The following is a 19,171-nucleotide window of genomic DNA, read 5'->3' on the forward strand; positions in this document are numbered from 1 at the left end:
AGAGTCGTTGCGCCGGTGAGTAGACACGTGATCTGCTCGATTCGGTCTTCACGCAAGATGTGCCCTTCGCAGTGGTTGAGTTCACCTTTAATTCGACGGCTCACTGCACGCACTCGGCAAGCCTCCCTGTGTTCAATTCACGGGTGTCTTCAAAAACGACCCGAGAGAATCTGGCAACGAATACTCTTGAGGTGTATCTGTAGGTGTTGGTGGCAAGGCGGTGGCATGTGGCAGCTCCAAGGACTGTGCAGCTGTTCTTGATGGACGGGTCCCCGAGTGGGCGGATCAAGTGTTCATTGGACAACTGGGTCGGCAAGGTCTACCTCATCCCGCGCACCGAGATCACACGATCAAAGGATCGCCCCGAGCTAGCGCAAACCGGTATCTACCTCCTGTTTGGCACTGACGCTGAGACCGGCGAGGAGTTGCTCTACGTAGGCCAGGCCCGCGAGCGTAAGAACGGCAACGGCGTGCTGGCTAGGGTTGCAGAACACCTCAGCGAGGAGAAGCTCGACTACTTCACCCACGCGATCCTGATTATCGACTCGGACAACTCGTTCGGCCCCACCGAGATCTCCTATCTTGAGAATGCGTTCTACCAGCAGGCGTTGCTAGCTGACCGTGTCAGGGCGGTCAATGGCAATGACCCCTCTCCCGGGAATGTGACCGAGGAGAAGAAGGCTGCTCTCGACGAGTTCATTTCGATGGCGAAGATCCTGATCGGCTCACTTGGCTACCGAGTTTTCGATGCGGTCGATGATGCCAAGACCCTGACGCAAAACCCATCGGAGGCAGCGCCCCCCCGTGTGGAGCCCCTGCTGTTCCTGAAATCGGCTGGCGCGTCCGGAAGCGGTCGGCAAACGACCGACGGGTTCGTTGTTCTCGCCGGCGCCAAGCTGCGAGCAGGGATGACCCATTCTGTGCCTGAGTCAGCACGTAAGAACCGTGAGAGGCTCGCCGAACGCATCAGCGAAGGCGGCGAACTCTTGCGCGACACGTTGTTCACCTCCCCGTCTGCGGCCTCAGACTTCCTGACAGGCTCATCGACCTCAGGCAAGGTCTACTGGAAGACCGCCGATGGGGTCACCCTGCGTGACCTCGAGGCGGCAGAACTGGAAGCGGCAGCTACTGGCCTGTGATCGGTGGCTTTCACCTTCGACCTGTCCGACCCGGTGCGATAGACGTGCAACGGCAGGTCCGCGATCGTCTCAGCCAAAATCCGCACACACGAGTAACCGCGGTCATCTGCATGGCGGTGCGCTCATTGACCGCCCTCCCAGAAGATGTAGGGCCGAACAGGAACGAGTAGCCAGACGAGAGCTACGTGTTGGTGGGACAGCGCCTAAACCAATTTCGTATGGCCAGGGGGCTTCCTTTGCTAATGTGTGGTGATGGGTAAAAAGAGCGAATTTTCGCTAACTGAATTCCTTCTCGATAAGAGCCTCTCCGAAGGAGGAGAGGAAGATCACCTCAAGAAGTGGTTAGAATATAAGGCCGGACGCGGTCCTAAGGACCCGGATAACACACCTGAGGCCTATTCTTTTTACTCTTACCTATGGGGAGAGGAAATCGAGCAGCGGCAATTGGTTAACACACATCCTTTCCCTGTCTACGTACAGGGCGATTGGATGTGTTCCGTGTGGACCACCCTGCGCAGAGGCCTAAAATTAGTCGACTCGGAAGTACTCGAAGAATCTGGCATTACCCTCGGCCGAGATGGATACCCCACGCGTAAGGGATGTATCGAGAACGGCAAACTGCTGGAAAACTTCGACCGTTTTACGATTCTTAAAGACGAACATGTGCATCACTTCATCTACAACTCCTATACTCGGGCAAACCTGATTATTGTCCCCAGAGGTCTAAATCGCGAACGAGGTAAGGCCCCGACGCATGATTATTGGGATGAGGCTTTGGAGTGGCTCTTACAACAGATTTGTAACACAACTCGAGATAAGCCCTTAGGAGAATATGCTGAGCCTTTCCAACGCTTACTCGGACACTTGGGAATTGGTATAAATGGCGAAGCGTTCAAGGCGAAGCCATATAAAGCGCCATTGTTCCTTCAAGACTGGGTTACCGCCGATTGGCAGCCGAACATTCTCCCAACCAAAGAACCCGTCACGTACGAAGAATGGCTGAATCTGGTTAGGGAAATGACCTGCCGCATCATTCGCCGCCGCACAGCGATGCAAGATTATCTAGATTACCTAAAACACGAGTAGCCCACGTAGCCTCAAGGCAGGCACTCAGTAAAACCTCACCAACTGTTGAACCAAGCGCCCTGCAAGCTCGTCTTCAAGTTCGAATACGGCGCGGACGTTGCCCGATGGGTCGAGGCGTTCGATTGTTTGGCCTCGTCCTTCACCATCGGCGGTATCGACGCTGACTCGCATCTGTTCGCTCCGCTTGGCACTCAACATTCTGCTGGCGAGCGCCACTGCCATCGGATCGTGGAGTGCGCATGAACGCCGACCGAAAACGTCCGTGTAGAAGCCGAAGTACAGGTTGAGGATTTCGCCAAGCGCGCTGACGAAGGGGTGCGGGTGATCCAGTAGCACTCGTCGGTGTTCTTCGAACATCGGGTATCGCATCGTCACATCAAGAGGAACCAAGGTAATCGGCCATTTGGCATCAAAGACCCGCTGTGCCGCTTCGGGATCGTTCGCAATATTCGCCTCTGCGACAGGCGAAACGTTCCCGGGCACGCGAAGTGCGCCACCCATGATGACAAGCTCTTTCACGAGCTCCGGCAACGCCGGCTCCAATTCAATCGCGTGCGCAAGGTTCGTCAGCGGCCCGACAGCAATAACAACGAGGCTACCCGCATACTCGCACGCGAGATCGATCAGAAGCTCGGCTGCGCTCCTCGTATCAGCGACTTGGGTCGACGCGGGAAGTTCGACGTTGCCAACGCCATTTACCCCATGGATATGGGGCACTCCCCCGGCATAAGGGTGGGTAAGGAAGTCGTGTGCGCCACTCGCGACTGGGACCCCTGATCGTCCCGCTAAAGCAAGAAGGTCAAGCGTGTTCCGCGTTGCCTGTTCGGCATCAGTATTCCCAGACACACACCCAACACCCACGAGCTTCAAACTGGGGGTGGCAACGCATAGGGCTAATGCCAGCGCATCATCGATTCCCGTATCGCAGTCCAAGAACAGTGGCGTTTGACTTGGGATCATGTGTCTTTCCTTGCCTCTTACATTCCCCTAACGGGCCCCTGATGTGACCACGATATAACGAAGTGGAGCGTAGCCATTCGGCCACGCTCCACTTCCTAGGCTCTACGATTCTCAGTCGCGCGTCAGCTTACGGTGCGTGACGCGATGCGGGTTCGCCGCATCTTGACCAAGGCGTTCGATCTTGTTCTTCTCATAGGACTCAAAGTTTCCCTCGTACCAGTACCACTGAGCCGGATCCTCTTCGGTACCTTCCCACGCAAGAATGTGGGTGGCCACGCGGTCAAGGAACCAACGGTCGTGGGTGACGACCACGGCACAACCGGGGAACTGTAGAAGAGCATTTTCCAGCGAACCAAGGGTTTCGACGTCCAAGTCGTTGGTCGGTTCGTCAAGGAGCAACAGGTTACCGCCCTGCTTGAGCGTCAGTGCCAGGTTCAGGCGGTTGCGCTCACCACCGGACAGAACACCAGCAGGCTTCTGCTGGTCCGCGCCCTTGAAGCCAAACGCGGACACGTAAGCGCGCGACGGCATTTCAACGTTTCCGACCTGGATATAGTCGAGTCCGTCAGAGACGACCTCCCAGAGGCTCTTATCCGGATCAATGCCGGCGCGAGTCTGGTCAACGTAAGAGATTTTGACAGTTTCACCGATATTCAGTTCGCCACCGTCAAGAGGCTCCAAGCCAACGATGGTCTTGAACAGGGTCGTCTTACCAACACCGTTGGGGCCAATGACGCCAACAATGCCGTTACGCGGCAGGGAGAACGACAGTCCATCGATCAACGTGCGTTCGCCGAAGCCCTTTTGCAGGTTGGTTGCTTCGATGACGATTGAGCCCAAGCGCGGGCCTGGCGGAATCTGAATTTCTTCGAAGTCGAGCTTACGAGTGCGCTCCGCTTCGGCAGCCATTTCCTCGTAGCGTTCCAGACGAGCCTTCGACTTCGCCTGACGACCCTTCGGGTTCGAACGAACCCATTCGAGTTCCTCCTTCAGGCGCTTGGCAAGCTTCGCGTCCTTCTGACCCTGAACCTGCAGACGCTTTTCCTTTGTCTCCAGGTAGGTCGAGTAGTTGCCCTCGTACGGGTAGAGGTGCCCACGGTCAACTTCAGCGATCCAGCCTGCAACGTGGTCAAGGAAGTAACGGTCGTGGGTAACCGCGATAACGGCGCCAGCGTAGGTGGACAGGTGCTTTTCCAGCCAGAGCACAGACTCGGCATCCAAGTGGTTCGTCGGTTCGTCAAGCAGTAGTAGATCGGGAGCCTCGATCAACAGGCGACACAGAGCCACGCGACGACGCTCACCACCAGACAGAACATTGACAGGCTGGTCTGCCGGCGGACAACGCAACGCGTCCATCGCCTGCTCAAGCTGAGAATCAATATCCCAAGCATTCGCAGCATCGAGGGCATCCTGGAGCTTGCCCATTTCTTCCATCAGAGCATCGAAATCCGCATCCGGATTCGCCATCTCTTCAGAAATCTTGTTGAAACGATCGAGCTTCGCAAAAGTATCTGCCGCACCCATACGAACGTTCTCAATCACGTTCTTCGTATCGTCAAGCTTCGGTTCCTGCTCAAGGATACCGACGCTGTAACCCGGGGTCAGGCGAGCTTCGCCATTACTCGGTTCGTCAAGGCCTGCCATGATCTTCAAGATCGAGGACTTACCGGCACCGTTCGGACCGACCATACCGATCTTCGCGCCCGGGAAGAACGACATAGACACGTCATCGAGGATTACTTTATCCCCGTGCGCCTTACGCGCTTTGATCATCTGGTAGATGTACTCAGCCACTGGTCTCCATCCAACATGTGGTTGTGCATGACAGTAAAACTGTCCGTTATCCCCTCCATGCTAAGCCACACCCACGCCGAACCCCACACGACTGCTGAGAATTACAGCGTGGGCGTGACCATGTCCACGACCTCGCGAGCTTATTTATCCTCTGGGCACTTGTCCTTGGGATAAGTGAAGACCCCTTTCGTCTTCACCTTCGCCTGATCAACACGTCGATTCTTACCCGTCACCTTCTTCAGAGTCGACGATTGCTCTTGTCCGCACGACCCATCGCAGGCTTCATCGCCACATTCTGGGTCTGTCATTGGTGCGGAATCACCTTCGCTTTCCTCACCAATAGCGTTCGACGCAGTTAAAGGAGAGTCTTCAAAACTTGCTCCCAAGGGGTCGGACACCCCACCCCCGGAGTTCATCCTCACGTTGGCCCCAGAAACGTCAGACGTCGAAGTAAGCGTGGCCACGGCCTCGTCCCCCGAAGAAAGAGCAGAACCACCCCCTGAAGGCGAAGGCATACTCTTCCTCCACGTACTTCTTCCGCTGGTCAAGTCATGCCCGATCGCTTGAGCGTTAATAACCACTTCAGAGCGAATATTTCCGTCAGAATCCTTCCACGCATTCGCGCGAGGCCGCCCCGTTACAATCACGGGCTCACCCTTCGCCAATGAATGCAGGGCATTATCGGCAAGCCGATCCCACGCATGAACCGAATACCACTGAGTACGCCCCTGCGTCAGAACCCCGTCAGCAGACGCGAACCAGTGTGTGACCGCCAAGCGAAAACGGATCGTCAAATGGTTGTTCGCGCTCTTCGATACACGCAAGTCCGTGCCAATACGGCCTCGCAAAGTAATCGTCGTGTCGCTCATCAGTGTCTCCTTTATCCTCGCCATTGAGCTGACACGATGAGTCTGAAACTCAATTGGCGAGGGCGCTCACACGTCCCTCGCCATTTGTGGATAAGTGGCACTTGAGCGAAATTGTGGATAACTCCTATCGGCAACTGCCCCGGCTTGGCAATAACGCGACCGCAATGCTGGCGCGAAACCGGGTTAACGCAGGTCAGGCACCAATACGTGGAATTTCAAGAGCCAGAGTTTCCTTCAGCGCTTGAGCCGCAGCCTCGGAAGAAACACGGTGAGAGGGGAACAAAACGCGACGGAAATACTCAAGTTCCTGGATGGATTCCAGAATGTCCGCGAGCGCACGGTGACCACCGTGCTTGGTCGGTGCGCCGTAGAACGCGTTCGGGTACCAGCGCTTCGCCAGTTCCTTCAGGGAAGAAACGTCGATGATGCGGTAGTGAAGGTGGTCGATAACGCTGGGCATATATTCCTCGAGGAACATTTTGTCCGTGCCGACCGAGTTACCGGCAAGAAGAGCTTTTCCGGGGGTAGGAACGAACTGCTTGATGTAGGACAGAACCTGGTCTGTTGCTTCGTGGAGTGTCAGTCCGTTTTCAAGTTCTTTGAGCAATCCGGAGGTCGTGTGCATGTTGCGCACGAAGTCGTTCATTTGCTCCAGGGCAACTGCTGGGGGCTTGATCAGAACGTCGATACCTGGGTCAACTATGTTCAAGTCGGCGTCAGTGATAACAACGGCGACCTCGACTAGCGCGTCGGCTTTCACGTTGAGGCCGGTCATTTCGCAGTCGATCCATACCAATGGATCCTTCAGTTTCTTCGTCACTCGCTTATTTTACCGCGGGGTTTTGTGCCCTCTTGCGTGGGACGTGCCACCTTCATCGCGCCCCAGGACACGCCACCTTCCTCACGACCCAGGACGTGCCACCTTCGTCGCGCCCGCGCGGGGGCTCCCTCTCCCCTTTCGCACACATTGACGAGGCTCCCCTGAAGCTCGTTCCAATTCCAGCATCCTCACGGGGTAGCAGAGTATATCCCCACTGATGTATTTCCTCTGACCGCCACGTGACCACCATCGGACGCAGGTAGACAAGCGGTTTTAAACTGTATCCGTTCGCCGTACGCACCCGCGCCGGCTTGCGACCGATTCCCGGTTCCCGATCGATTGAAGGACCTGATGAGCGACACAACCGCTTCTACGTTCCACACAAATGCGACTCCTGCGGATATTGAATCCGCATCAAAGGTGTTGCGTGGCGTTGTCCACCGCACTGCGTTGGCGCGTTCTGAACGGTTGACGGACGCGATTGGTGCCCCGGTGCTGCTCAAGCGTGAAGATACGCAGAAGTGCCGTTCCTTCAAGGTTCGAGGCGCCTACGCGCGTATGTCGCTATTAACTGCAGCTGAACGCGAACGTGGCGTCGTCTGTGCCTCGGCAGGTAACCATGCGCAGGGCATTGCCTATTCGTGCGCGCACCTGAAGGTTCACGGCACGATTTATCTGCCGTCGAATACTCCTCGTCAGAAGCGCAATCGTATTGCCGCGATCGGCGGTGATTGGGTGGAGCAGGTCATCGTTGATGGCACCTTCGACAAAGCAAACGCGCTGGCACAGGAAGCTGCGCGCGCGACTGGGCGCACCTACGTTCACCCCTACGATGATCCGATGACGATCGCGGGTCAGGGCACGATCGGCGTTGAGCTGCTCGAACAGATGCCCGAGAACACGGCGGCGATCCTCGTTCCCGTCGGTGGCGGTGGATTGCTTGCTGGCATCGCGACGTGGATCCGCGCTAAGCGCCCCGAAATCAAGATCATCGGCGTCGAGCCCGAAGGGGCGGCCTCGATGCACGCTGCCCTGCATGCTGGCGAGCCAATTACGTTGGCATCGGTTGACCCGTTCGTTGACGGCACCGCTGTTGGTCGTGCGGGAGCTCTCGCCTACGACGCTACCCGCCTGTACGTCGACGATGTACTCGTTGTCCCCGAGGGCGCAGTTTGCACGGAAATGCTCGACCTCTACCAGTCCGATGGCGTCATTGCTGAGCCGGCTGGCGCCCTGGCATCGACCGCAATCCGTTCCTACCTGTCAACCCCTGAAGAGCGCGAACGCTACCTGGGTGACTCTGATGGTGCAATCATCGCGATCATCTCCGGTGGCAATAACGACCTGACACGTTACGCCGAGGTCATGGAGCGCTCGCTTCGTCACGAGGGCTTGCGCCACTACTTCCTGGTCACGTTCCCCCAGCAACCGGGGGCTCTGCGCCTCTTCCTGCAGGATGTTCTTGGCCCGCACGACGACATCGTTCACTTCGAGTACACAAAGAAGAACAATCGAGAATCTGGGCCCGCCGTTGTTGGCATCGATATTGCGGCGAAGGATGACATTGACGGGTTACGCCGACGCATGGCGGATTCTCCCCTGTACGTCGAAGAGTTGCACGCGGATTCGGAGATCTTCCGCCTGATCATCTGAGGCGTCACGCTCGTTCCGCTTGCGGGCGCTTTCGGTAGGCGTGTGGTTTTCTCTTATTCACGAGGCTGGCCACGCTTGCCTATCCTCGTGGCATATTACGCGGCCAGAGTGTGCGCCAGGGTAGCCTGGACGCGCACGCCTTCACCCGTGTTGAAGCGGTAGCCCTGGCCCCGAACTGTTGAGATCAGTTCGGGGGCCTCTGCAAGCTTTTTACGCAGGCGACGAATGTGAGCGTCAACTGTACGTGAGTCGGAGCCAAGACCAGTGCCATTCCAGACGGTAGAAAATAGTTCTTCGCGTGAAACTGCGCGATCGGAGTTCAAGGCAAGGTGAGTGAGCAACTCGCGTTCTTTGGTGCAAAGAGCAATGCGGGCACCTCGGATGGTCAGCGCACCGCGGTCGGCGTTGAACTCAACGTGAGCGGGAGCAAGGCGAAGGTTTGCAAGGATCTTAAGGAAGTCGTCGAAAGATGTTTCGGGTGTTTCATCGACGACGGCAGTTGCGGGGGTGTTGACCAGAGTCATGGTGTATCCAGATTTCTTTGGTGCCGCACGCCCAGCTTCGTTCACAAAGGGGCTTTCGATTCACTGCGGCAGTGATTGACAGGTTTTTGGGGCGTCAATCACATACACATTCGCTCACGCATAGTGGCGCCCTGGGGGCAGCACATTTCGTAAGCGAAGGTCGTCATGGTTGTAGTGTGCCGTATGGGTGTCACACTTTTCCAGAAAGTGACCACATTGTAAGACTTTGTAACACGCGCTGATTCATGACCACCGGCGCAGAAGCACAAACAAAAACGGCCTGATCATAAGCAAAACTACGATCAGGCCGGTTGCGCCCCCGACAGGACTCGAACCTGCAACCTCGGGATTAGAAGGCCCTTGCTCTATCCATTGAGCTACGGAGGCACTGCGTCAGACCAGCCTCAACGACTGCGCCGACGGAACCCAAGTTTACCGGCACCGGGCACCAACTCCCAAAGATGCCACCTCCGGGCGCCAGTCAGGGCTGACAGGGTGCAGATAAACCCGGCCCCGTCAATCATTCATCACCGTCGCCGCGCACGGTGCACCCAAGCACCTAGGACACAAAGAAGAGTGCCGGAGGTCACCCACCTCGGCACTTTCCTCACACGACAAAACGACAATCCCACTCAGTCAGGCTCAAGAAAGCAGGTACGGAAAAGGCCCGGCGCATAAGCACCGGGCCTCAACTGCAGGATCGAGGATCAGGCCTCGACGTCCAGCAGACCGTTCTTGTATGCCTTTGCCAAACGACGCGGGATACGAACCTCACGGCCAGCAACCTTGACGGTGTTGAGCTCGGTGAGATCTGCCTTCCACGCGGAGCGGCGCGTGCGGGTGTTCGCACGGGACATCTTTCGCTTCGGAACTGCCATTGAATCGTGCCTCCCCTCTCTTCTCGGTAGTCGTATGGTCGGTTGGTGGCTCAAAAATGAGCCGCCGTCCGACGCCAGAACGTCGCGAGAAGGACCCGACCGGCCCATTCCCACTGACGGCAACCCGAAAATCGTACCATGAACGCCCGTTTTGCCCCTAGTTCGATACTCTGCCTGAGATGCGATCCTCATTACATGTTCTGCACCTCTCATGCCATCAGCTAGGTTAGAGAACGGTATCGATGGTGTAGAGGTATTTGAGGAAGAGGGGTGAATATGGGAGTCATTCATACCGTGCGTTCGGGTACTCGGATTGAAAACGAAATCGAGATTAAGCGCTCCCGTTTCATCACGACTCTTGCTCGCACCGATTCCTCCGACGAGGCACGTGCCCTGATTAATGAGGTCAAGGCCGACAATCCACAGGCTCGCCACAATTGCTCTGCGTTCCTTATTCAAGTTGATGAACGTGATCCTCATCAGCATTCGAGTGACGACGGGGAGCCCTCGGGTACCGCTGGCACGCCGATGATTGATGCGCTCCGCCTAGCTGGAGTGTGGAATGTGACCGCCGTTGTCACCAGGTATTTTGGAGGAATCCTCTTAGGTGGGGGCGGCCTCGTGCGCGCGTATTCATCGTCTGTATCCAAAGCGCTCGCCCTGGCGCCGAAAGCGAAACTAGTTCCGTTGGATGTGCTGGAAACTCGGGTTTCACTTGCCCAGGCTGGCAGGGTTGAAGCTGAGTTAAGGAATGCGGGTGCGCAGATTCTTGGCATCGATTGGGGCAGCGAGGTCGCGATCCGAATTGGCACGCTTCCTGATTCTCGTGCGATTTTTGAGGCGCAGATCCTTGCTCTGACCTCAGGTGTTTCACAGTTTCAGATGATGGGCACCACGAGAGTCGAAGTGGACGAATAACCCCAATTACTTTAAGATTCAATTATGACATGCGATCACGTGACGCTCACCCAGCGCGGAACTTGCCATCCGGTCGCACCGCGTCGCCTTCTTTCGTGTTAATTGGGCGAATGACTTTTCTGGCGCCCAGCGTCGTCATTCGCCCTGACGCATGAACAAATGCGTCGTATGCCACGAAATTATTTTCTGACTTCGCACGTTGTACTTACCGTGCACTGAATTATCAGTAGTCAAGCTTTTAGGAGACTCTCATGTCGAACATTGCTTCCAACGTTGCAGAACTCATTGGCAACACTCCCCTGGTTCGCATTAATAAGCTCGCCGGCGAAGGCGTGGACGTCGTCGCCAAGGTTGAAGCATTCAACCCCGCCTCCTCCGTCAAGGACCGCATCGCAGCATCAATCATCGACGCAGCAGAAGAATCCGGCGCCTTAAAGCCCGGCGGCACCATCATCGAAGCAACCTCCGGCAACACCGGCATAGCACTGTCAATGGTCGGCGCAGCCCGCGGCTACAAGGTCGTCATCGTCATGCCAGCTTCCATGTCCATTGAGCGTCGCGTCATCGTCCGCGCATTCGGCGCAGAACTAGTTCTGACCGACCCAAAGGGTGGCGTTTCCGCAGCCGTTGCGAAAGCCGAGCGCATCCGCGACGAGCGCCCCGGCTCGATCATCGCCTCGCAGTTCGCCAACCCCGCAAACCCGGCAATCCACGTTGCCACAACGGGCGAAGAGATCTGGGAAGACACCGACGGCGAAATTGACGTTTTCGTCGCGGGCGTCGGCACCGGAGGCACCATCTCCGGTGTCGCAAAGACCCTGAAGGCCAAGAACCCAAACATTAAGGTCATCGCAATTCAGCCCGCAGAATCTCCGCTTCTCACCGGTGGCTCCACTGGCCCGCACGCAATCCAGGGTCTGATGCCGAACTTCATTCCGGACAACTACGACGCTGAGATCATCGACGAGGTCATCTCTGTTGAGAGCGCCGAAGCACTAAAGTTTGCTCGCCTGGCAGCCGCTGAAGAAGGCCTGCTGGTTGGTATTTCCTCCGGCGCAGCCCTAGCCGGTGCAACCGCTGTTGCAGCTCGCCCTGAATTTGCTGGCAAGAAGATCGTGACCCTGCTTCCTGACACCGGCGAGCGTTACCTCTCGACCGCTTTATTCGAGGAATACAAGGACTGATTTGCTTCAAGCCGACAGGACGTCGGCGAAGCGAGAAGCTGAAGAGAATGCGGGGCACGGATCATTCCTCGCCCCGCATTTTCTTTAGCCGACATTGCGCTGAGCGCTGAACGCGCGCGCTCAATCGTCCAACCTCGATAGGATCAGTTCTGTTCACTGTTATCCCCCAAAGGAACACCCATGGCGATCAACCCGCGTCGCGCATTCAAGCTTCTCAGGGAAGATTTACAGACGGCTCGCCATCGCGACCCAGCCGCCCAGTCAAGCGTTGAAGTTGCACTCACCTATCCGGGCGTTCATGCACTGTGGGCACACCGCGTTTCGCACTCCTTGTGGATTCGAGGCGTTAAATTGCCCGCTCGCATGTTGCAGTCGGCAACGCGCGTCATGACAGGTGTTGACATTCACCCCGGCGCCCAGATCGGTCGTCGCGTCTTCATCGACCACGCGACGGGCGTTGTTATTGGCGAAACCGCCGAGGTCGGCGAAGATGTCGTCATCTTCCACGACGTCACCCTGGGTGGCGTGGCCATGACGTCCGGTAAGCGCCACCCCACCGTCGGCAATCACGTGATGATCGGTGCCGGCGCGAAAGTTCTGGGTCCCATCGAGGTCCACGACGGCGCTAAAATCGGTGCGAACGCGGTCGTGGTCAAGGACGTTCCGTGCGGGAACGTTGCGATTGGCGTGCCCGCACGCCTTATCCCGAAGTCCTGCAACGACACGAAGGATGACGATCTGATCATCGATCCCGCTTACTTCTTAGAAGAGCCGGAACTCTACATCTGATCCCAGAGGGCACCTTCCCGGCGTCTCATTCTGGTTCGGGGCACCGGCGCTACGCGGGTGCCCTGCCTTGTGTGCTGAGCCGGCCTCGCACCCCTATTTGCCCAGCTAAAGCGCAACAAAGAGCACGCCAGCCACCAAAGTCCCACATAATGTGACCCACGCCACGTACACTTGGTTTATGGAACAGCGCACACTTCAAGCACCAGTTGATGCGTTGGCCGATGTCGAACGCCCCGAGGGTATCGAGATCGCAACGCTCACCCGTTACGACATTCCGATGCTCGCAGCCCTGACCCTAGACGCGTACGGCGAAGAAAACACGCCCGAGGCCATGCTCGAGATTTCGGAAGAACTCCGCATGACCTTCGAAGGGGCATTCGGTGCGACGACCGAAGATTCTTTCGTTGGCGCATGGGATGGTGGCGCACTGATCGGCGCCATCGAAGTCGTCAGAGAATCCCCGTGGGACGACGCTCCCGACGGCCCGTTCGTCGTCGACCTTGTCGTCGCCCCGGAATACCGTCGCAAAGGCATCGCAACCGCCCTCATCGCAGAGGTCGCACGTCGTTGCCAGGATTGGGGATTCGACGGCCTGTCCTTGACGATCGATTCGCGCCACATGGGAGCCGCCAGCCTCTACGACGCGCTCGGCTTCACCGACGTCAAGTAATAGGTTCGCCTACCCCGGCTTCCGCGACCGTTTCTACCCGCCAGTTTCATGGCAGGCTGGGCGGTTACTTACCTTGGTCATTTTCTCCGATTGACGAGGCCCAGCCCGCTTAACCGACGCCTTATCGCTGACAGCTGGGGCACCAGAACAGACGACGGTTCTGCATGAGCGCTTCGCGGACCGGCGTGCCACAGCGCAGGCAGGGACGCCCGGTTCGGTGGTAGACATACCAGCGTGACGCTTCCTCGTCGCCTTCGATCGGTGGGTTGGGTGCTTCGTCGGGATCCATCGTTTCGAGGCGCCCCGCAGCGAGCCCCCTATTCATGAGGTCGCAGATCAAAACCCAGAGGTCCTTCAGTCGCTTTTCGGAAATGTTCGCCCCCTTGCGATAGGGCGAAATTCCGGCGAGGAACAGGGCATCCGCACGGTAGATGTTGCCGACGCCGGCGATGATGGACTGGTCCATAACGATCTCGCCGATATTGCGCTTCTTAGAGTGCGCAACCGACGCGAATCGCTTCGCCGATTCCTTATCGTCGCGCGCTCCATCTTCCAGCGGGTCAGGACCGAGCTTGGCCTCGGCAACCTGACGTTCTTCGTCGTCGATCAGCTCGCAACGGTTCGGACCGACCAAATCGGCAACCGCGTGGTCATTAAACATGCGGAAACGCACCTGACCAACAGGGGCCGGAGGCTCCCAACTTCCAGCTTCAACCTGACCGTAGCCTTCGCCCCAGCGGGTTTCTGAGTGCCCGTCCCACTCCCCCTTCGGAACGGGAGCAACGCGACGGGCGACACCGTAGCCTTCATCAACGACAGTCTCATCACCGTTGAAGCGCCACCATCCGTACAGGCCCAGGTGAATATGCATCCAATCCTGGGGCCACACATCTGGCGCCTCGGGCGAAACGAAGCCGATAAACATGTGCTTGCCATGGACGCGCACGCGCTGAATCAGCTTCCCGTCGAGTCGCTTAGCTGAAGCGCTGAAACGCCCCTGCGGGGATGAAGCAGACACAGTTCCCCCGACGAAGAGCTCATTGAGCGTCGAGGCAAGACGACGGATGGCATCACCTTCAGGCATGAATGGCCTTTCATCTGGGATCAAACGATAACTAGGTGGTTGTGGCTGGTAGCAACCCGCTTCATGGTGTTACGAAGCGGTAAAGCTCTAGCCTTTTCGCACGCTACCGTGGCAGGCTATCGGTTCTTGGTGAGCCTCGCAGAAGATGCCACTGCTTGATAAAACACCTGCGGCGCGAAGCTCACCGCTTAGCGCCGCAGGGCTGCCATCACAATCGTGATCAGCGCGGGAGCACCACGTTGACCAGGCTCGGTTTGCGTACGATCACCTTCAGAGGTTCGCGACCTTCAAGAGCCTTGATGATCGGCGGCTGAGCCAGAGCCTTAGAACGCAGATCCTCTTCACTGATCGACGGCGAGACCTCGAGGCGCGCACGAACCTTACCGTTCACCTGAACAATCGCGGTGACACTCTCTTCGACCAGTAGCGATTCGTCGGTGACAACCGGGAAGGGTTCGCGAGCCAGTGACTCACCGTGTCCCAGACGCATCCAGAGTTCTTCGGCGATGTGTGGGGCAACCGGGGAAATCATCAGAACCAGAGGTTCGATGGCTTCACGCGGAACCGACTTCAGGCCGGTCAGGTGGTTGTTGAGGACGATCAGCTTCGAGACCGCGGTATTCACGCGCATGTTCTCATATTCGACGGTGACGTCGGCAATCGTGCGAGCAACCAGACGCTTCGTCTGAAGATCTGCTTCTTCGTCGGTGACGGTCACTTCACCGGTTTCTTCGTCCAGCGTGTTACGCCAGAGTCGTTGCAAGAAGCGCTGCGAGCCGACGACTGCACGGGTTTCCCACGGACGCGAGACGTCCAGCGGCCCCATGGACATTTCGTACACGCGGAACACGTCGGCGCCATAGGCGTCATACATTTCGTCCGGGGTGACGATGTTCTTCAGCGACTTGCCCATCTTGCCGTATTCGCGGGTCACCGGCTGCCCCTGATAGGTGAAGCCGGTTGCCTCATCGCCTTCGATTTCGTCGGCGGGCACGTACTGTCCACGCTCGTCCTTAAAGGCGTAGGCCTGAACGTACCCCTGGTTGAACAGCGTGTGGTACGGCTCTGCGTCCGGCACGTGACCCAAGTCGAAGAGAACCTTCTGCCAGAAACGCGAGTACAGCAGGTGAAGAACCGCGTGCTCAACGCCACCGACGTACAGGTCGGTGCCACCGGATTTTTTGCCTTCGCGCGGGCCCATCCAGTAGTCGAGGTTTTCAGGCGAAGCCAGCGCCTCGGAGTTCTTCGGATCGGTGTAGCGCATTTCGTACCAGCATGAGCCTGCCCACTGTGGCATCGTGTTGGTTTCGCGACGGTAGTTCTTCGGGCCATCGCCAAGATCCATGGTGACGTTCACCCATTCTTCGCTTCGGCCCAGTGGCGCTTCCGGCGCGGTGTTCGCGTCGTCAGGGTCGAAAGTGCGCGGCGAGTAATCGGATACCTCGGGAAGCTCAACGGGAAGCTGATCTTCGGGCAGAGCATGTGGCAGGCCGTCCTCATCCCAGACGATCGGGAAAGGCTCACCCCAGTAGCGCTGGCGAGAGAATAGCCAGTCACGCAGGCGGTAGGTGACGGTTCCACGGCCGAAGCCCTTGGATTCCAGCCATTCGATCATCGCAGCCTTGGCTTCATCCTTTGCCAGGCCGTTCAGACTGATCTCGTCATTCGCCGAATCAACAGCAACGCCGTCGCCGGTGTACGCCGACTCGGTCAAATCGTGGCCGTACGGATCATCAACTGCGCCGATAGTGCGAACAATGTCGAGCTCGTACTTGTTCGCGAATTCCCAGTCACGATCATCATGCGCGGGAACAGCCATGATCGCGCCGGTGCCGTAGCCCCAGAGGACGTAGTCGGCGACGAACACGGGCACCTTGTGGCCGTTGACGGGGTCAATGCCGTACAGGCCGGTGAAAACGCCGGTCTTCGTGCGTTCTTCGTCAGCGCGTTCGGTTTCCGACTTGCCTGCAGCCTGGGCACGATAGCGGGCAACCGCCTCGCGCGGGGAAGCTGCGCCATCCGTCCATGCGTCCTTCGTGCCTTCAGGCCACGAGGCCGGAACCGTGAGTGCAGCTTCGTCATCGTCGTTGCCGGCAAGCGTGCCACCAAGAATCGGGTGTTCGGGCGCAACAACCATGAAGGTGGCACCAAACAGAGTATCGGGGCGCGTCGTGTAGACCTCGAGGTTGTCGACGCTTGCGCCGACTTCGCTTGCAGCGGGAACGTCAAAGCGGACCGTCGCACCTTCGGAGCGACCGATCCAGTTGCGCTGCATCGTACGGACCTTATCGGGCCAGTCGATTGTGTCAAGGTCGTCTGCTAGGCGCTTGCCGTAAGCGGTAATGCGCATCATCCACTGGCGCAGATTGCGCTTGAACACCGGGTAGTTGCCCCGCTCGGAGCGACCTTCGGAAGTGACCTCTTCGTTCGCGAGAACGGTACCCAGGCCCGGACACCAGTTCACGGGAGCCTCGGACACATACACCAAACGGAAGTCGTTGACGACCTTCGCTTTTTCGTTCGTGTCAAGGTCTGCCCAGTTGCGGCCGTCCGGAACGCCAACCTGGCCGTTGGCAAGCTTCTCTTCGAGCTCGCCGATCGGACGCGCGGCACCGATGGAGCCATCGGGAGCGGTTGCTTCCGGGTCGAACCAGGAGTTGAAGATCTGCAGGAAGATCCACTGGGTCCAGTGCACATACTCGGTGTCGGTCGTGGCCAGCGAACGGCGACGATCGTGGGACAGGCCAAGACGACGAAGCTGGCGACGCATATTCGCGATGTTTTCCTCGGTCGTAATGCGCGGGTGCTGACCGGTCTGCACGGCGTACTGTTCTGCCGGCAGCCCGAAGGCGTCGTAGCCCATCGTGTAGAGGACGTTTTCACCCTGCATGCGACGGAAACGAGCGACCGTGTCGGTGGCGATGTAGCCCAGCGGGTGACCAACGTGCAGGCCCTTGCCTGACGGGTAGGGGAACATGTCAAGAAGGAAGAACGGCTTCTTTTCCGCTAGAGGACCTGCGAACTCACCCACCGGGTTGTCTGCGTTAAAGGTTCCTCGTTCGTCCCACCGATCCTGCCATGCGGTTTCAATCTGACCGGCAAGTTCAGCGGTATAGCGCTGTGCGGGTTCCATGTTGGAAGCCTGGCTCATCAGGGCCCTCCCCTTGATATTTCGACTTTCTTCGCTGTATCAAGGGTAGACCATTCGCGCGAAAACTCGCCTCTTCGTCCGCTAGCCACGAGGCCCCTTCTGGGGTGAGAATGGCCTCATGACTACAGTCTTTGAAAACATCATTTCCGGCGTCTGGGCAGGTCGCTTCGTGTGGACCGACGACGAATGCGTTGCATTCGCGACCATCGAACCCACCTCTCCCGGCCATGTTCTGGTCGTACCACGTACCCCGTATGAGAAATGGACGGATGCGCCCAGTAACGTCGCCACGCACCTTATGAAAGTCGCGCGCATCATCGGAATCGCCCAGGAAAAAGCATTTGGAGTCCCCCGCTCTGGCTTGGTCATCGCAGGTTTCGAGGTCCCTCACACGCACCTTCACGTGATCCCGCTACGCACAGAAGCTGATGTTCTTCTATCGAACGCAGTGAAGGCAACGGATGAGGAACTGGACAAGGCAATGACGAAACTCCGCGACACCCTCTTGTCGCAAGGGCACGGCTCTCACGTTCCTGAAAGCATGACTTCGCTGGGTTGATCTCCCAGCTAAGCTAAAACAACGCTCAATCGCCTTTAGTTCTCAAGAGGCGACACCATCACGATCGACGCAACATCACCAGCCAAGCGGGCGCTTCGACCAGCACCCACGATGGGAGCGGTCGCGTGGCCTATTTCAAGCGAAACCTGACCGGCCTGGTCAATATCGACAATACGAACCAACGCGTCGAGGCCGATGCCCTCACTATCGAGAACACGCAAGGATGCGGAGTCTTCGTCGGACAGGCGGGTGACGCGATACCACTTCCCCGCCTCAGCACCAGGAGTTTTCTTCGACGTCGCAACCAAGGGGTAAATCACGCGTTCAACCACCGACCCGTCCTCACGCGGAATCAGGTCACCGTGCGGATCACGCTCAGGCTTGCCCAGCGCTTCATCGATATGCGCAAGAAGACGATCTGAGATCGCATGCTCAAGAATCTCAGCTTCCTCGTGAACCTCGTCCCACTCGAAGTTCAGGCGATCATGCAGGTAGGTTTCCAGCAGACGGTGACGACGCACCATTGAGATAGCTAGCGCGCGCCCCTCATCCGTGAAGTGGACTTTCCGATAGGGCTCATGCGTGACCAAACCATTCGCCACCAGACGCGATACATTCTCTGACGCGGTCGACGCAACCACTCCCATCGCGCTAGCCAGGTCATTCACGCTCATGCCATGCTTGCCGGATTCTTCGCCACCCCACAAAGTCTTCAGATAGTCCTGTGCCATTCGCGACGACGACGCCCATGTTGAATCCACCGGCTGAAAGGTCGAGGAGGTCGAATCAACTGATTTCGGCGTTTTTCCGGTCATATTGAACTCCCCAAGTGTGGTGTGGTGGTCTTCTCATCTGCTATTTTTGCATTGATCTGCCCGAAGCGGTAGAGTTTCATATCGGTCACAAGACCCCGCGTCATTAGCTCAATTGGCAGAGCAGCTGACTCTTAATCAGCGGGTTGAGGGTTCAAGTCCCCCATGACGCACAACTCTAAAACAGAATATTCTGTGGCAGAGCCCCGCGTCATTAGCTCAATTGGCAGAGCAGCTGACTCTTAATCAGCGGGTTGAGGGTTCAAGTCCCCCATGACGCA

Annotated in this window: 18 protein-coding genes and 3 tRNA genes; 10 read left to right on the top strand and 11 right to left on the bottom strand. The window is 57.6% G+C overall.

From position 1 onward, the window contains the following. The first annotated feature begins 227 nt into the window (after positions 1-227). Together QP109_RS03745 and QP109_RS03750 are read left to right on the top strand one after the other, a co-directional pair. A complete protein-coding gene (locus QP109_RS03745; RefSeq protein ID WP_285023368.1) occupies positions 228-1,139 on the top strand; it encodes a GIY-YIG nuclease family protein in 912 nt (303 codons plus the stop codon). A gap of 252 nt (positions 1,140-1,391) precedes the next feature. After that, positions 1,392-2,225 carry a hypothetical protein gene (locus QP109_RS03750; RefSeq protein WP_285023369.1) on the top strand — a complete coding sequence of 278 codons (834 nt, stop codon included), beginning with the start codon at positions 1,392-1,394 and terminating at the stop codon, positions 2,223-2,225. 24 nt (positions 2,226-2,249) lie between these two features. Here QP109_RS03750 and QP109_RS03755 read toward each other — a convergent pair whose 3' ends face one another. The 4 genes from QP109_RS03755 to orn form a co-directional block, all read right to left on the bottom strand. Further along, positions 2,250-3,185: a nucleoside hydrolase gene (locus tag QP109_RS03755; RefSeq protein ID WP_285023370.1), complete on the bottom strand. Its 936-nt coding sequence runs from the start codon at positions 3,183-3,185 to the stop codon at positions 2,250-2,252. Between the two features lie 111 nt (positions 3,186-3,296). Further along, the gene (gene ettA / locus QP109_RS03760) at positions 3,297-4,979 is read right to left on the bottom strand and encodes an energy-dependent translational throttle protein EttA (protein WP_285023372.1); all 1,683 of its coding nucleotides are present in this window, start codon (positions 4,977-4,979) and stop codon (positions 3,297-3,299) included. A gap of 140 nt (positions 4,980-5,119) precedes the next feature. After that, positions 5,120-5,848, bottom strand: a complete 729-nt coding sequence (locus QP109_RS03765; RefSeq protein WP_285023374.1) for a single-stranded DNA-binding protein — start codon at positions 5,846-5,848, stop codon at positions 5,120-5,122. Positions 5,849-6,041: 193 nt separating this feature from the next. After that, positions 6,042-6,668 carry an oligoribonuclease gene (gene orn, locus QP109_RS03770; protein WP_285023375.1) on the bottom strand — a complete coding sequence of 209 codons (627 nt, stop codon included), beginning with the start codon at positions 6,666-6,668 and terminating at the stop codon, positions 6,042-6,044. A gap of 351 nt (positions 6,669-7,019) precedes the next feature. Between orn and ilvA the strand changes: the two genes are divergently transcribed. Next, positions 7,020-8,321: a threonine ammonia-lyase IlvA gene (gene ilvA / locus QP109_RS03775; protein ID WP_285023377.1), complete on the top strand. Its 1,302-nt coding sequence runs from the start codon at positions 7,020-7,022 to the stop codon at positions 8,319-8,321. Positions 8,322-8,416: 95 nt separating this feature from the next. On the opposite strand, the gene QP109_RS03780 is transcribed toward ilvA, so the two are convergent. From QP109_RS03780 to rpmF, 3 genes are all read right to left on the bottom strand, one after another. Then, positions 8,417-8,845: a winged helix-turn-helix domain-containing protein gene (locus tag QP109_RS03780; protein ID WP_285023378.1), complete on the bottom strand. Its 429-nt coding sequence runs from the start codon at positions 8,843-8,845 to the stop codon at positions 8,417-8,419. A gap of 314 nt (positions 8,846-9,159) precedes the next feature. Then, positions 9,160-9,232: transfer RNA gene (locus tag QP109_RS03785), tRNA-Arg, on the bottom strand. Positions 9,233-9,552: 320 nt separating this feature from the next. Next, entirely contained in the window at positions 9,553-9,723 is a 171-nt protein-coding gene (rpmF, locus tag QP109_RS03790; RefSeq protein ID WP_006681230.1) for a 50S ribosomal protein L32, read from the bottom strand. 276 nt (positions 9,724-9,999) lie between these two features. On the opposite strand from rpmF, the gene QP109_RS03795 reads away from it, so the two are divergent. Continuing rightward, positions 10,000-10,641 (top strand): IMPACT family protein, encoded by a 642-nt coding sequence (locus QP109_RS03795; protein ID WP_285023379.1) that lies wholly within the window; start codon positions 10,000-10,002, stop codon positions 10,639-10,641. Positions 10,642-10,687: 46 nt separating this feature from the next. Here the strand turns inward: QP109_RS03795 and QP109_RS03800 are convergent, their stop codons facing one another. After that, a complete protein-coding gene (locus QP109_RS03800) occupies positions 10,688-10,816 on the bottom strand; it encodes a hypothetical protein (protein ID WP_285023381.1) in 129 nt (42 codons plus the stop codon). A 76-nt stretch (positions 10,817-10,892) separates the two neighbouring features. On the opposite strand from QP109_RS03800, the gene cysK reads away from it, so the two are divergent. From cysK to QP109_RS03815, 3 genes are all read left to right on the top strand, one after another. Continuing rightward, complete coding sequence (cysK, locus tag QP109_RS03805) at positions 10,893-11,825, top strand: cysteine synthase A (protein ID WP_285023382.1); 933 nt, start codon at positions 10,893-10,895, stop codon at positions 11,823-11,825. 180 nt (positions 11,826-12,005) lie between these two features. Beyond that, positions 12,006-12,614 (top strand): serine O-acetyltransferase, encoded by a 609-nt coding sequence (cysE, locus tag QP109_RS03810; RefSeq protein WP_285023383.1) that lies wholly within the window; start codon positions 12,006-12,008, stop codon positions 12,612-12,614. Positions 12,615-12,792: 178 nt separating this feature from the next. Beyond that, positions 12,793-13,284, top strand: a complete 492-nt coding sequence (locus QP109_RS03815) for a GNAT family N-acetyltransferase (protein WP_006681234.1) — start codon at positions 12,793-12,795, stop codon at positions 13,282-13,284. Positions 13,285-13,405: 121 nt separating this feature from the next. Here the strand turns inward: QP109_RS03815 and QP109_RS03820 are convergent, their stop codons facing one another. Both QP109_RS03820 and QP109_RS03825 read right to left on the bottom strand, forming a co-directional pair. Next, the gene (locus tag QP109_RS03820; protein WP_285023385.1) at positions 13,406-14,368 is read right to left on the bottom strand and encodes an Fpg/Nei family DNA glycosylase; all 963 of its coding nucleotides are present in this window, start codon (positions 14,366-14,368) and stop codon (positions 13,406-13,408) included. Between the two features lie 220 nt (positions 14,369-14,588). Further along, the gene (locus tag QP109_RS03825) at positions 14,589-17,519 is read right to left on the bottom strand and encodes a leucine--tRNA ligase (protein ID WP_285023387.1); all 2,931 of its coding nucleotides are present in this window, start codon (positions 17,517-17,519) and stop codon (positions 14,589-14,591) included. Between the two features lie 118 nt (positions 17,520-17,637). Here QP109_RS03825 and QP109_RS03830 point away from each other — a divergent pair, with 118 nt between their 5' ends. Then, positions 17,638-18,078 (top strand): HIT family protein, encoded by a 441-nt coding sequence (locus QP109_RS03830; RefSeq protein WP_285023388.1) that lies wholly within the window; start codon positions 17,638-17,640, stop codon positions 18,076-18,078. A gap of 35 nt (positions 18,079-18,113) precedes the next feature. On the opposite strand, the gene QP109_RS03835 is transcribed toward QP109_RS03830, so the two are convergent. After that, complete coding sequence (locus QP109_RS03835; protein WP_285023390.1) at positions 18,114-18,893, bottom strand: metal-dependent transcriptional regulator; 780 nt, start codon at positions 18,891-18,893, stop codon at positions 18,114-18,116. A 97-nt stretch (positions 18,894-18,990) separates the two neighbouring features. Between QP109_RS03835 and QP109_RS03840 the strand changes: the two genes are divergently transcribed. Both QP109_RS03840 and QP109_RS03845 read left to right on the top strand, forming a co-directional pair. Continuing rightward, positions 18,991-19,063 (top strand) — tRNA-Lys (locus QP109_RS03840). A gap of 35 nt (positions 19,064-19,098) precedes the next feature. Then, positions 19,099-19,171 (top strand) — tRNA-Lys (locus QP109_RS03845).

It is taken from the genome of Pauljensenia sp. UMB9872, assembly GCF_030212665.1.
GTDB lineage: Bacteria > Actinomycetota > Actinomycetes > Actinomycetales > Actinomycetaceae > Pauljensenia > Pauljensenia turicensis_B.

What these genes read in the sequence shown, in the direction of transcription:
- QP109_RS03835 (WP_285023390.1), bottom strand. Translation starts at nt 18,893, where the DNA reads ATGACCGGAAAAACGCCGAAATCAGTTGATTCGACCTCCTCGACCTTT.
- QP109_RS03830 (WP_285023388.1), top strand. Translation starts at nt 17,638, where the DNA reads ATGACTACAGTCTTTGAAAACATCATTTCCGGCGTCTGGGCAGGTCGC.
- QP109_RS03815 (WP_006681234.1), top strand. Translation starts at nt 12,793, where the DNA reads ATGGAACAGCGCACACTTCAAGCACCAGTTGATGCGTTGGCCGATGTC.
- QP109_RS03765 (WP_285023374.1), bottom strand. Translation starts at nt 5,848, where the DNA reads ATGAGCGACACGACGATTACTTTGCGAGGCCGTATTGGCACGGACTTG.
- ilvA (WP_285023377.1), top strand. Translation starts at nt 7,020, where the DNA reads ATGAGCGACACAACCGCTTCTACGTTCCACACAAATGCGACTCCTGCG.
- QP109_RS03750 (WP_285023369.1), top strand. Translation starts at nt 1,392, where the DNA reads ATGGGTAAAAAGAGCGAATTTTCGCTAACTGAATTCCTTCTCGATAAG.
- cysK (WP_285023382.1), top strand. Translation starts at nt 10,893, where the DNA reads ATGTCGAACATTGCTTCCAACGTTGCAGAACTCATTGGCAACACTCCC.
- cysE (WP_285023383.1), top strand. Translation starts at nt 12,006, where the DNA reads ATGGCGATCAACCCGCGTCGCGCATTCAAGCTTCTCAGGGAAGATTTA.
- QP109_RS03780 (WP_285023378.1), bottom strand. Translation starts at nt 8,845, where the DNA reads ATGACTCTGGTCAACACCCCCGCAACTGCCGTCGTCGATGAAACACCC.
- QP109_RS03825 (WP_285023387.1), bottom strand. Translation starts at nt 17,519, where the DNA reads ATGAGCCAGGCTTCCAACATGGAACCCGCACAGCGCTATACCGCTGAA.
- QP109_RS03755 (WP_285023370.1), bottom strand. Translation starts at nt 3,185, where the DNA reads ATGATCCCAAGTCAAACGCCACTGTTCTTGGACTGCGATACGGGAATC.
- QP109_RS03820 (WP_285023385.1), bottom strand. Translation starts at nt 14,368, where the DNA reads ATGCCTGAAGGTGATGCCATCCGTCGTCTTGCCTCGACGCTCAATGAG.
- rpmF (WP_006681230.1), bottom strand. Translation starts at nt 9,723, where the DNA reads ATGGCAGTTCCGAAGCGAAAGATGTCCCGTGCGAACACCCGCACGCGC.
- QP109_RS03795 (WP_285023379.1), top strand. Translation starts at nt 10,000, where the DNA reads ATGGGAGTCATTCATACCGTGCGTTCGGGTACTCGGATTGAAAACGAA.